Origin of the sequence: Paraburkholderia sp. BR10937, assembly GCF_040965695.1 — a bacterium.
Lineage (GTDB): Bacteria > Pseudomonadota > Gammaproteobacteria > Burkholderiales > Burkholderiaceae > Paraburkholderia.
Window position 1 is genome coordinate 1 of sequence record NZ_JBFRCL010000070.1, and the last position, 12715, is coordinate 12715.

Consider the following 12715-nt stretch of genomic DNA (forward strand, 5'->3'; position numbering starts at 1 on the left):
TCACCAGCGTCGTGTCCGGCTTCATGGCAGGCCCCGCAGCGGTTGCAGCAGTCTGCCAGCTTGCCAGCGCTCAAAAACACGACATCTGTAAATAGCCAGAACACGACATTAGGACGTAGCCCCCACACATAAAACTGCGATAATGTTAATTATGTTAAATACGCCGGCTGCCAGCCTCGTAACCGGTTGCGATGTGACCGATAACGGTCTATATTTAGTCCTATTAGACCCAACGGAGCGCCCCATGCACCTCGCCGATCACGTCAAGCCGATCAGCTACCTCAAAAGCGAAGCCGCCCAGATCGTCAAGGACCTCACCGACTCGGGAGAGCCGCTCATCATCACGCAGAACGGTGAAGCAAAACTCGTGGTCCAGGACGTGCGAACCTACGACGCGACCCAGCAGACCATCGCGCTGCTGAAGCTCCTGGCCATCGGCCAGAAGCATATCGAGCGCGACGACCATGTCGACGGCGACGAATTCTTCGGGGAGCTCAACGAACTCGACCGCCAGGAAAAACTTCGCTGATGCCGGCCTCGCCGCTGAAGTACCGCGTCCTGCCGACCGCGCGGATCGGCATCGACGAGCTGAGAAGTTACATTGTCCGAACCTTCGGATGGGAGACCTGGCGTCAGACATCGGCGCAGATTCAGGAAACCATCACGCAGATTCGCCAGTATCCCAACAGTGGCCATATTCCTGCCGAACTCGAAGGCTTCGTCGATGAGCGTTTCCGGCAGGCCCTATGCGGCAGGAACCGGATCATCTACCAGGTGCGGGACGACACGGTTTTCATTCACCTCGTGGTCGATACACGACGCGACCTGCCGGCCCTGCTCCAGAGGATCGTCCTTCGACTCATGTGAGCGTCAGGATGACGCAGCAATTATCCGCCGGTGACGGCAATGACGACATCTTCGTCCTCCTGCCTTCCTGTAGATTATTGTGACCGTATCGGAATGCGGGAGCCCGGCCAGCGAGCCGGGGTTGTAGCGCAGTAATGCCCGGGCGGACGCGGGATTCCTAATGGCCGTCGTTATCCTTAGTTATCCTCTTTGCCGCGGTGCAGCCCAGCGCCCTATTTTCGTTGCCTTTTCTTGCACCTGATATGCGCGACTGCCGTCGCGGTAGTCGTCATTCGGGACACCAGTATTCAGCCTCCGTCTTGCGGCATTGCGGAATCCGTCGCGGCGAACACTGGCTTGGGAACTCCGTCCCTGGCATCGCCGCCTGCGTTAGCCCCGGGTGCGCGATTTCGCCGCTCAACGCTGTCCGGATGCAGCACGTCGAGGACTGGCCGCCCCCTTTCCGTCAGGTGCGCGCGACGCCTGCCCACGGAGCCGTGTTCCAGCATCGCCAGTTGCCGTTCGAGGAGCGCGTCCAGTTCGGCGCGGTTCATGTCGAGCTGATCCGCTGCGTGGCGAACCAGCATCAGGGTTGCAAATTCGTGTGGACTGAGCGTTGACCTCTCCCGTCAAGAATGGAACCGTGAACCGGGGCACGGTGCGGAAAAACGAAACGTGCTGAATAGCCGACGCGGGCATTGCTACCCTGCAGAGGGGCGTCTTCACCCGGATGATTCCTGTCGCCTCGTTGATCTCCTTGCCCGTCGCCGGATTGCGGGCCAATTCCATCCGCTGGGCGATCAAAACAACGGGACTGGTTGACTGAGCCCCGTCCCTCAAAGGCTGTCTCGCGCCGCCGTCAGGGTGCCTTGCCTGTTTTCCCACCGACTTCTCCCCCGTTTTTATGAGGGCTCTCCATCTTCCCTTCGTGCGCCTCCACTTGAAAACGTCACGTTCCTGTCCTGTGGCCGAAAACCGGCCGGGATGTACTTGCCTGTCCTGACAGGGGCGGTGCAATACGTTCGCATTTCTGGGGGGAGTTTCACGCGCCGAAGCAGTGGCGATCAGTCTTCAGTGCCCCTGCCGGGTCATGCCTTCAGCCAAGGGCGGCGTTGCGCGTGCGCGCCACCTCCGCTGCCTTGCTGGGTAAGACCCGATGGCCTCAGGCGTGCTGACGCCCAGCATCACCGAAGCGAACGTGCCGTCGCGGTACACCATGAGTGCGTGCGCTGTGGCACCCGGCCTGCCCGGTACGCTTCCACGAGCCCAAGGTAGCGCTCAAGCGTGGCGCCGAGCTCAGACGGGTTTCGTCCGGCTGCCAGTCATTGATGCTGCCCCACCACCGGGTCGTTGCACCGTCAATGAACGCGATCACCCACACAACTGTTCGCCTCAGCACGGGCTGCCCGAATCAGCGCGACCTGGGGGGGGATCTTTCATTCTTCATGCGTCATCCCGCTCCACGCGCGCCTGCAGCTGCGCGCTGGCGCGAAACTTTACGATGCGGCGTGCCGCAATGGGCGCAGCGACGCCGGTCTGCGGATTGCGTCCGGGGCGCGGTGGCTTGTCACGCAACGCAAAGACCCCGAACCCGGCAAGCTTGACCGTTTCGCCGGCAGCCAGCGTGGCGCGTAGGGTCTCGAAAAACGCCTCGATCATTTCAGTCGCCTCCTCCCGGCTTAGCCCCGCACGATCACACAGCGCCGCGATCAGATCAGCTTTCCTGAACGTGCGAGTGCGCGCCGCGTCGGCCGTCCGCATGACGGGCCAGTCGCGCTTCATCGACTTGCTTCGGACTTGAGTTGGCCCGGCCGCGCCGGACGGCTCATTCGCTCCGGCTCGGGCTGAGCGAGCAGTGGATTGGCTGCATGCCCGGGGCGACTTGAAGACAAAACCCCGCGGAACCCATCGCTGCTACTTCGTGCCTGCACTGCAGCAATAGGCGAGCAGGAATGTAGGAATCCCGGGCGTCTCTGCCACGATCGCGCGGATGTCCTTGTTGAGCTTGGCCATCGCTGCGGACACATAGTCGGGAGCCGGCAATTTGTTCGTATTGAAGTCGTGGACAGCCACAACAATGGCCTTGTTGTCTGCCGTCATGGGGTGGGCAAGAGCCCGATCTTGTTCCGAAAACCTTTGCTCGCGCATTGCGACAGCACCGACTCGCCCCACGCAACAGCCGTGGGTGCCCGACATCACGTGAATTGTATGCCCGTCGCCCTTTAGCCCCGCAGCGATCTCCTCAAGAGCCGCCGCGACGTCCCTTACATTGCATTCTCCATGGAACCCCCAAATTTGCACAGCACCAAGGGTGTCATCGGTAATTTTTGCGAGCTCTGCCATATAAATTTACGAAGGAGATATTGGAAACGCGATGTGATGCACCGCCTAACATCAGCAAGGTGCCGAACCATTCCCGAGCAGCTAGTGGCTCAACGACCATACCTGATCCTACTGATTTAAGAGGTGCCGCCCACTACTCTGAATCAATCTTTCAACCATTGGCGAGCCCACTTGGTTACCGCACACTGCCCGCGCGAGATAAAGTTTCGCCTCCTGGGAGGAGAGACACAAGACAATTAACATCAAAATAATTGATATGTAGTTCAGCCAGAACAAACTGTGTGGGGCAGCAGTTTTTTCATGCGGCCCAGTGCAAACATTTCCACTGGCCGCCCCGGCAAGAGCTGGCGGTGGACGAGACGTACGCCAAGGTGCGTGGCCAGTGGAAACACCTTTATCGCGCTGGGGACAAGGCCGGAAAGACGGTGGATTTCCTGCTTCGAGCCCATCGTGACAAGGCTGCCGCCCGTCGCTATTTCGAGAAAGCCATCGACCAGAACGGCGAGTCGGAGACGATCACTATGGATAAGAGCGGCGCCAATCTGGATGCCCTGCACGCCATCAACGCCGAACGGGAAGCGCCCATCAAGATCCGCAAGGTCAAATACCTGAACAACGTTGTCGAACAGAACCATCGCTCCATCAAACGGATTGTCAAACCCATGATGGGCTTCAAGGATTTTCGTTGCGCCCGCATCATCCTGTCGGGCATCGAGTGATGCATATGATCAGGAAGGGGCAGATGAAAGCCGCTGGGATCCAGTTGACTACTGCCGAGCAATTTTATTCGCTGGCCATGTAAGTAATCCTCATTATATCGGGGCTTTCTCGTCCCGCCAACCTGATCGTGACAGAGCCTCTGATCGCGGCGTCTTTCATGACGGGACCGGGCGGTATCCTTTTCGGGAAGATAATCTGCCCGGTTACCGAGATGAATCACAATGAAGTCGACTCACTGGAGTTCAATGAGAAGCTAGCTGCCAACGTCATCGATGCAGTTGCCGCGGGCGGTTCTGTTGGCGTGAAGATCGCAATGCACGTGGCGGCGATGCTGATCACTTTCATTGGTCTCATTGCCCTGCTCAATAACATGGTCTCAGGCATCGCAACCTTCATCGGGTTCCACGATGTAACCTTGCAGTCGCTGCTTGGGCTACTCTTCTCACCACTTGCGTGGGTGATCGGCGTACCTTGACACGACGCATCGATCGCCGGAAACTTCATTGGCGTGAAATTGATCTTGAACGAGTATGTTGCTTATACAGGTTTGGCACCGTACCTGCAAACTACAGCTCAGGTTGCCGCAAGCGGGCTGCAAATCTTGACGCCCAAAACATTGGCGATTGTCTCATTCGCATTGTGCGGGTTCGCCAATTTTTCCTCGATCGCAATCTTGACTGGTAGCTTCGGCGCGATCAACCCGGACATCCGCGGACGCGTCGGCCGATATGGTCTGCGGGCGCTGACTGCGGTCACTTTGTCGAACCTGATGAGCGCGACCATTGCTGGCCTTTTCGTCTCGCTAGTCAACTGCGTCATTGAAATGGCACTGGTCGAATTCGCCGCGATGGATCGTCGTACTTCCATTTAATCGGCTTGGGATTCTTGTTGTGCTCGCGGATACAGCGCATCAGCTTGCGCTCCAGAGCCTTTACCGTGGTGAAGATGCCTCACGCAATCGTGTCGCGCTGGATGACTAGTGAGTCGCGCGATCACGTCGTAGGCCTTGGGTTCGTCAGTCGTGGCGGCCTCACGCGACAAAGTGATGGAGCGCTCGAGACAGGTGGATCAGTTTATAGCTTCCCTAACAGGCTGTTGAATTTGGATCCCGTGTAAAGGGACGAGCGTTATGGATATCGTGTTCATAATCTTTGGTAGCGGATGCGATGCGCGGAATGGATGAGATGCAGGGTCAAGCTGGAGGACTTCGTCCCGGCAGATCACCCATTGCGACCGATCCGGTTGCTGGTGAATGATGCGTTGAAACGACTCAACGGGCTGTTCAGCGTCATCTATGCGGACACCGGCCGTGTCTCGATTGCGCCTGAGAAGCTGATGCGGGCGCTGCTGTTGCAGGTGTTCTACTCGGTGCGCAGCGAGCGCATGCTGATGGAGCAGATGCGCTACAAACTGCTGTTCCGCTGGTTTGTCGGGCTAGCGATTGAGGACGCCGTGTGGGACCACTCGGTGTTCTCGAAGAACCGCGACCGGCTGCTGGAGCATGAAGTCGTGGAAGCGTTCTTCACCGAAGTCATGAGCCTGGCGGACAAGCAGGGCTTGCTGTCGAGAGACCATTTCTCGGTGGACGGCACGCTGATTCAGGCGTGGGCCAGTCACAAGAGCTTCCGCAGCAAGGACGGCCCGGACGATGGTCCGCCGGCCGGCGGTGGCCGCAACGCCAACACTGACTGGAAAGGCGGGCGACGTAGGAATGCCACGCACGAGTCGACTACTGATCCGGAGGCGCGATTGTTCAAGAAGAGCCACAAGAGCCCTGCCATCCTGTGCTACCACGGGCACATCCTGATGGAGAATCGCTCGGGGCTGGTGGTCGGCGCCGTGGTCAGTCACGCAGATGGTTTCGCCGAGCGGGCCAGCGCGTTGCAATTGCTCGATTGCGTGCCAGGCGCTCATGCGAAGACAGTTGGTGCCGACAAGGCGTATGACACCCGCGAATTCGTGAACGATTGCCGCGCTCGCAACGTGACACCGCATGTCGCGCGCAACGATGAGCGTTGGAGCGGCAGCGCAATCGACGGTCGCACTTCGCGGCATGCGGGCTACCGGATTAGCCAGATCATCCGCAAACGAATCGAAGAGCATTTCGGCTGGGGCAAGACCATCGGACGGATCCGGCAGACGGTCTATCGCGGCATCAAGCGCGTCGACCAGCACTTCATGCTGACGATGGTTGCGAGCAATCTGACCCGCATGGCCCGAATGCCAGGGGTGGTGCCGCAAGGAGCGACGCGATGAGCCGACACGGCGCGAAGATTGCGCGCCACAAGGGTTGCATGCGTGCGCATGCCCCGCGCAGATTGCGCGGCGAACCGGTAATTCAGCGGGAAATCACACGCGCAAGCCTCCTGAACATGGCTTCGGTCGTCATGACGGGGCGCTTTTCAACAGCCTGCTAAAGAAGAAAGCCCGTTCTGGCCGCCGATTTTGCCAACATTTTCGGATCAAGGTCGACAAACCTAGCGAGGCCGAATCGTCCACCTTGTACTCGTGCCGCGCCGCTGCCCTCTTGATCCGAGTCCACATGTAACAACGTAGTCCGTCGACGTCGCCGGGGCTGACGCGCCTCGGTGCGTTACCGTGCTACGCGCCGCCGGGTACTGGTCTTTCTCAATCAGAAGCCGGTCGACGCCGTAGACGTGAACGACTTGATACCGGGGCCGGCGGCGACGTAGTCGATAGCCCTCATCGAGCCCCTTCAGGTTCCGCCGTTGGAAGGGACGGCTGTGTCGACCAAGGCCGCGCCACATGGGCTAGCCAGCCAATAAATGAAAGTACTGATTCGGCTCCAGCACGGCCGATTGAGGCGGTTCTAGAGAAGAACGCCTGGCTCTACACGCGTTGCTGACTCCACAGATGTTGCCGTGTAGTGTGCTTGAAGGGCACGTCCGCCGCTGTATGAGCAGACGAATGAGTTGCCTCTCTTGATTGACGGGCACGAGCGCGACGATAAACTACGTCAGATGGACTCCCTACACGGTACCGACGTAAATCGCAGCGCCAGCATACTGCGCGAGGATGGCGAGTTCACGCTCTACCGGGTCCAGCCCACCGGCAGCACCGGCAGTGTGCTGGTGGTACGTCCCGCCGACGAACATCCCCCAACCGCCCTTCTCGAACGCCTCGCTCACGAGTTCGCGCTGAAGGACGTACTCAACAGTCAGTGGGCAGCGCGCCCTTTGAAGCTGGTGCGCGATGACGCACGGATGGTACTAGTGCTCGAGGATCCGCTTGGCGAACTGCTCGAGCGGCAAATCGGCGGACCTGGCGAGGTGGGACATGTGTTGTCCCTCGCTGTGGGCATTGCAGCGGCGCTGGGTAAAGTCCATCAGCACGGCCTCGTGCATAAGGACATCAAACCTGCGCATATTCTGGTGGACTGCGTCGACGGCCACGTGCGGCTCACTGGCTTTGGAAGCGCCTCTCGACGCACGTATGAACGGCAATCGCCGGAACCGCCGGAAACGATCGTCGGTACCCTCGCCTATATGGCGCCTGAGCAGACTGGGCGGATGAACCGCTCGATCGATTCGCGCAGCGACCTCTACGCATTCGGAGTCACGCTCTATCAGATGCTCACAGGGACCCTGCCGTTCACCGCGGCCGATCCGATGGAGTGGGTACATTGCCATGTTGCACGCAACCCGGTACCGCCCGGCGCGCGGGTAGCAAGTGTGCCGGCTGTCGTCTCGGAACTTGTCATGAAGCTGCTCGCCAAGACTCCCGAGGAACGCTATCAGACTGCGGCCGGTGTCGAGCATGATCTGCGGCGGTGCCTGTCCGATTGGCAGCGCCAGCACCACATCGATGCCTTCGTGCTGGGTGAACGTGATACATCCGACAAGCTTCGCATCCCCGAGAAGCTTTACGGGCGTGAGCGCGCGATAGAGGCCATGGTCGCTGCGTTCGAGCGCGTCGTCACGAGCGGCACGCCTGGGCTGGTGCTGGTGTCCGGCTATTCCGGCATCGGCAAGTCCGCAGTCGTCAACCAATTGCACAGGGCGCTTGTACCGCCGCGGGGGCTGTTCGCGTCGGGCAAGTTCGACCAGTACAAATGCGACATACCCTACTCGACACTGGTGCAAGCCTTTCAGGGGCTGGTGCGACCGCTCCTTGGCAAGCACGACAGGGAACTGGCCATCTGGCGCGACACGTTGATCGGGGCACTAGGGCCGAATGCGCGCCTTATGACCGAACTGATCCCGGAACTGAAGCTCATCATCGGCGATCCGCCACCCGTCCCGGAACTCGAACCTCACGAGGAGCGACGCCGCTTCAAGCTCGTTTTCCGGCGCTTCATCGGTGTCTTCGCCCAACGTGAACATCCGCTGGCCCTGTTTCTCGATGACCTGCAATGGCTCGACGCCGCGACGCTGGACCTGCTGGAAGATCTCCTCATCCGCCCAGACCAGCGATACCTGATGCTGATCGGCGCCTACCGCGCAAATGAAGTTGATGCTGAGCATCCACTAATGCGCAAACTTCAAACCGTCAGGACCACAGGCGCAAGGCTTGACGAAATTGCCCTTGAGCCGCTCGCCCGCGAGCACGTGGAGCAACTGATTGCCGAAACACTTTGCTGCGAGCGTGAACGCGCCGCACCGCTTGCCGCGCTCGTGCATGAGAAAACGGCCGGCAATCCGTTTTTTGTGATCCAGTTCGTGCACACGCTTGCTGATGTCGATCTGGTCACCTTCGACCATGACGCGACCTGCTGGCGCTGGGATCTGCCCAGCATTCACAGCAAGGGATATACCGACAACGTAGTGGACCTGATGGTCGCGAAGCTCGCGCGCTTGCCCATCGAAACGCAGCGCGCGTTGCAACAGCTCGCCTGCCTTGGCAACGCCGCCCCCGTCGCGATGTTACCGAAGGTTTTGGGGGTCTCCAGGCAGGCGGTCCGGGCGCTACTGCAGCCAGCGGTCGATCAAGGGCTGGTCGAGCAACTGGAACTTGCCTACCGGTTCGCACACGACCGCGTACAGGAAGCGGCGTATTCATTGATCCCGGAGCACTCGCGCGCCGGCGCCCACCTGCGTATCGGACGCCTGCTCGCGGCGCTAACGCCCGCTGACAAACGTGAAGCGGCGATCTTCGAGATCGTTACACAACTGAACCGTGGCGCAGCGCTGGTGACCTCCCGGCAAGAGCGTGAGCAGCTGGCCGGGTTCAACCTGAGCGCCGGCCAGCGGGCAAAAGCGTCAACAGCCTATGCATCGGCGCTCACCTATCTGAGCGCCGGTGCGGACCTCATGCGGGACGATTGTTGGGAACGCAGGCGCGATCTGGTCTTTGCGCTGCAGTTGAACCTTGCCGAATGCGAATTCCTCACCGGCCGGTTATCGGTCGCGCAAGAGCGACTAGCCGTGCTATCAAGCCGTGCCAGGACCACGGTCGAACAGGCGCAGGTCACGTGTCTGCAAATGGATGTCTATCTGACCCTCGACCAAAGTGGTCACGCAGTCGACGTCTGTCTCGAGCATCTCCGGCGCGTTGGTATCGACTGGTTAGCGCATCCGGAAGAGAGCGACGTACAACAGGAGTACGAAAGCATCCGGTCACGGCTCGGCGGCAGGACGATCGGGACGCTCATCGATCTGCCTCTGATGAAGGACCTGCCGTCTCTCGCGACCGCCAACGTGCTGAGCAAGCTCCAGAGGCCGGCCTGGTTCTTTGACGCGAACCTGGCTTCCCTGGCCATATGCAAGCTGATCAGCCTTAGCCTGGAGCATGGCAACTGCGATGCGTCGTGTTTTGCGTATGTCATGTTCCCGCGGATTGCTGGACCACGCTTTGGCGATTACCACGCTGGAATCCAGTTCGGCCAGCTTGGCTTCGATCTGGTCGAGCGCCGTGGGCTCAAACGCTTCGAGGCGGTGACATATCTCTGCTTCGCCCTCTATGTCGTGCGCTGGACAAAACATGTGTGCGTTAGTAGCGAGGTGCTGCGCCGCGCATTCGAAGCAGCGAGCCGGATCGGGGACGTCCCGTCTGGCGCCTATACGTGCTGCCATATCGTATCAGACCTGCTTTTCGCCGGTGCACCATTGGTCGAGGTCGAGCGCGAAGCCGAACAGGGCCTCGCGTTCGCCAGCAAGGCGCGTTTCGGTCTTGTCGTAGATAACATCACTACGCAACTCGCGCTGATCCGGATGCTCCGGGGCTCGACGCTGAAATTCGGTCACTTCGACGACGAATTTAACGAACTTCGTATGGAACAGCATTTGTCCGGAAACCCCGCGCTCGCAACGGCCGCGTGCTGGTACTGGATCCGGAAACTGCAGGGACGATTCCTTGCAGGCCACCATGTGGCCGCCATCAACGCGGCGTTGATTGCGCAGCAGCTACTGTGGAGTTCGTCATCGCACCTGGAGGAAAGCGAATACCATTTCTTCGGTGCACTGGCACGGGCCGCACATTGTGACCGTGCCCCGGCCGCGGAGCGACAGCAGCACCACGACGCGATCGCCGCACATCACCGGCAGTTGGAGATCTGGGCAGAGAACTGTCCGGAGAATTTTGCAACCCGTGCGGCGCTGGTGGGCGCCGAGTTGGCTCGCCTGAACGGCTGCGATGTCGAAGCAATGCGTCTCTACGAAGAGGCCATGCGCTCGGCGCGTACACATGGCTTCGTACACAACGAAGCACTTGCCAATGAACTCGCGTCAGGCTTCTACGCGGCGCGAGGCTTCGACAGGATTGCCCGCGTGTATTTGCAGGACGCACGCCGGGGCTACCAACGCTGGGGTGCCGAAGGCAAGGTACGCCAACTTGAAGCGCTGTATCCGCTTCTCGGGGACGAAGAGCGAGCGCCCGGCCCGGGCAGCACGATCGGCACCCCCGTTGAACACCTCGACCTTGCTACTGTCATCAAGGTGTCGCAGGCCGTTTCCGGAGAGATCGTCCTGGACAAGCTAATCGATATGGTCATGCGCACTGCGATCGAACAGGCGGGCGCCGAGCGAGGATTGCTGATTCTTCCAGACGCGGGCGGACAAAGGATAGTCGCGGAAGCCAAAATCGCGGGGGACACACTCCGCGTGCAACTACGCGATGACCCCGCGAGCCCCAACGTGATACCCGAGTCGGTCCTCTATCATGTGTTGCGAACGGGCCAGAGCGTCATTCTCGACGATGCCACACGCTCGTCCGCGTTCGCTGCAGATGCCTACATCCTCCAGCATCGAGCCCGCTCAATTGTGTGTCTGCCCCTGACGAATCAGGCCAGGCTTATCGGCGCCCTGTACCTCGAAAACAACCTAGTCACCCGTGCCTTCTCGCCAGCGCGAATTGGCGTGCTGCGGCTGCTCGCGTCGCAAGCGGCAACCTCGATCGAGAATACCCGACTGTACCGCGACCTGAAGGAGCGCGAGGCCCGGATCCGGCGACTCGTCGACGCCAATATCATCGGCATCATTGTGTGGAACGCAGAGGGCGACATCCTTGAGGCCAATGAGGCATTCCTGCGCATGGTGGGATATGACCGCGAGGATCTTGTTTCAGGTCGTCTGCCCTGGCGAGACCTGACCCCAGTGGAGTGGCGCGAAAGCAGCGAACGGGCTCTCGCGCAGATCGGGCACCAGGGAGACATTCAGCCGACCGAAAAAGAATACTTCAGGAAGGATGGCAGTCGTGTGCCCGTCCTGGTCGGCCGCGCGGCATTCGACGGCAGTGGGAAGGAAGGCGTCGCGTTCGTGATCGATCTGACGGTGCTCAAGGAGGCGGAGCGCCGCCTGCGCGAGTCCTATGAGATGCTGCGGGAACTCACGTCACATCGCGAAATGGCTCGCGAGGAAGAGCGCAAGCACATCGCGCGTGAAATGCACGACGAACTTGGACAGCACCTCACCGCGCTTCGCCTGCAGGCGTCGGCATTACGTATGCGACTGGGCAACGATCGCCCGGAACTGGTCGAGCAGACGCAGGCGCTGATTGCGCTGGTGGACAAAACCATGCAGGTCGTCAGGGGCGTCATCGCGGCGCTGCGCCCTGCGGCACTCGACACCGGCATTGCAGCGGGGCTCGAGTGGCTTGCGGCCGAGTTCAACCGAAACGGTCGCACGGTATGCCGCCTGCACTTGCCCGACGAGAATATCGTCGTGAGCGAGCCCTGCGCTGTCGTGCTGTTCCGCCTCGTTCAGGAAGCGCTGACCAATGTCGCCCGCCACGCAGCGGCGCCCCATGTGGTCATCATGCTGGAGCGGACAGGGGACTGCTGCCTGCTCGAAGTGCGCGACGACGGTCGAGGATTCGATGTTCAGCCGGCCAAAAAGGGTTCATTCGGACTCGCGGGCATGGAAGAACGCGTTCTGATGCTGGGCGGTCAGATCAACGTTATCAGTTCGCCGGGAGCCGGCACGACAATCAAGGTGAAACTTCCGGACCATCCGGCCTCATCGACATAGCCGTGGCATCGTGGACGCGTATTCGACATGCACCCTTCCACGACCGACAACCCGGAGCGGCCATGTCTACACGGTCGCACGGGCACTCCCCCCGCACGCACGCCGTCGTGCCCGGGCGCGCGAGTCGCCCGTCTCGGACATCGCCGGTATCAGGCCAACGGCAAAGTCGTCTTGATCGAAGTGTCGGCCGCAACCGATTAGTCGAACCCGAATCCGGCCGCGCAGACGATCCTGCTGCAATCGCGTACCCGCGCGCTGCCCCCGGTCGCAGCGAACCTGTGGACAATCAAGGCGCCCGCTCGGTACGGTGGAGGGAGGCAAGGCCTGGTTTTCGCGAAATTGCTTTGCTTTCCACGAAGTATGCACTGCAAAACGCAAGCTCG

Annotated in this window: 6 protein-coding genes and 4 pseudogenes; 6 read left to right on the plus strand and 4 right to left on the minus strand. The window is 60.4% G+C overall.

What is annotated here, in order from left to right:
- Positions 1-244 precede the first annotated feature (244 nt).
- Together AB4Y44_RS36545 and AB4Y44_RS36550 are read left to right on the plus strand one after the other, a co-directional pair.
- The gene (locus AB4Y44_RS36545) at positions 245-529 is read left to right on the plus strand and encodes a type II toxin-antitoxin system Phd/YefM family antitoxin (RefSeq protein WP_342925222.1); all 285 of its coding nucleotides are present in this window, start codon (positions 245-247) and stop codon (positions 527-529) included.
- Positions 529-867 (plus strand): type II toxin-antitoxin system RelE/ParE family toxin, encoded by a 339-nt coding sequence (locus AB4Y44_RS36550; protein ID WP_083245687.1) that lies wholly within the window; start codon positions 529-531, stop codon positions 865-867. Before AB4Y44_RS36545 ends, AB4Y44_RS36550 begins: the two co-directional genes overlap by 1 nt.
- 287 nt (positions 868-1154) lie before the next feature.
- Here AB4Y44_RS36550 and AB4Y44_RS36555 read toward each other — a convergent pair whose 3' ends face one another.
- The 3 genes from AB4Y44_RS36555 to AB4Y44_RS36565 all read right to left on the minus strand — a co-directional run bounded on the left by AB4Y44_RS36555 (position 1155) and on the right by AB4Y44_RS36565 (position 3189).
- Positions 1155-1433, minus strand: a complete 279-nt coding sequence (locus tag AB4Y44_RS36555; protein ID WP_368661876.1) for a hypothetical protein — start codon at positions 1431-1433, stop codon at positions 1155-1157.
- A gap of 856 nt (positions 1434-2289) precedes the next feature.
- A complete protein-coding gene (locus AB4Y44_RS36560; RefSeq protein ID WP_069269036.1) occupies positions 2290-2628 on the minus strand; it encodes an integration host factor subunit alpha in 339 nt (112 codons plus the stop codon).
- A gap of 132 nt (positions 2629-2760) precedes the next feature.
- Positions 2761-3189 carry a hypothetical protein gene (locus AB4Y44_RS36565; protein ID WP_368661877.1) on the minus strand — a complete coding sequence of 143 codons (429 nt, stop codon included), beginning with the start codon at positions 3187-3189 and terminating at the stop codon, positions 2761-2763.
- Between the two features lie 350 nt (positions 3190-3539).
- Here AB4Y44_RS36565 and AB4Y44_RS36570 point away from each other — a divergent pair.
- Both AB4Y44_RS36570 and AB4Y44_RS36575 read left to right on the plus strand, forming a co-directional pair.
- Positions 3540-3991 (plus strand): annotated as a pseudogene (locus tag AB4Y44_RS36570) (IS6 family transposase); the annotation flags it as partial.
- 12 nt (positions 3992-4003) lie between these two features.
- Positions 4004-4714 (plus strand): annotated as a pseudogene (locus AB4Y44_RS36575) (nucleoside transporter C-terminal domain-containing protein); the annotation flags it as partial.
- A 10-nt stretch (positions 4715-4724) separates the two neighbouring features.
- Here AB4Y44_RS36575 and AB4Y44_RS36580 read toward each other — a convergent pair.
- Positions 4725-4883 (minus strand): annotated as a pseudogene (locus AB4Y44_RS36580) (IS630 family transposase); the annotation flags it as partial.
- A gap of 192 nt (positions 4884-5075) precedes the next feature.
- On the opposite strand from AB4Y44_RS36580, the pseudogene AB4Y44_RS36585 reads away from it, so the two are divergent.
- Both AB4Y44_RS36585 and AB4Y44_RS36590 read left to right on the plus strand, forming a co-directional pair.
- A pseudogene (locus AB4Y44_RS36585) lies at positions 5076-6165 on the plus strand (IS5 family transposase).
- Between the two features lie 725 nt (positions 6166-6890).
- Positions 6891-12332 carry an AAA family ATPase gene (locus AB4Y44_RS36590; protein ID WP_368661895.1) on the plus strand — a complete coding sequence of 1814 codons (5442 nt, stop codon included), beginning with the start codon at positions 6891-6893 and terminating at the stop codon, positions 12330-12332.
- Positions 12333-12715: the final 383 nt, after the last annotated feature.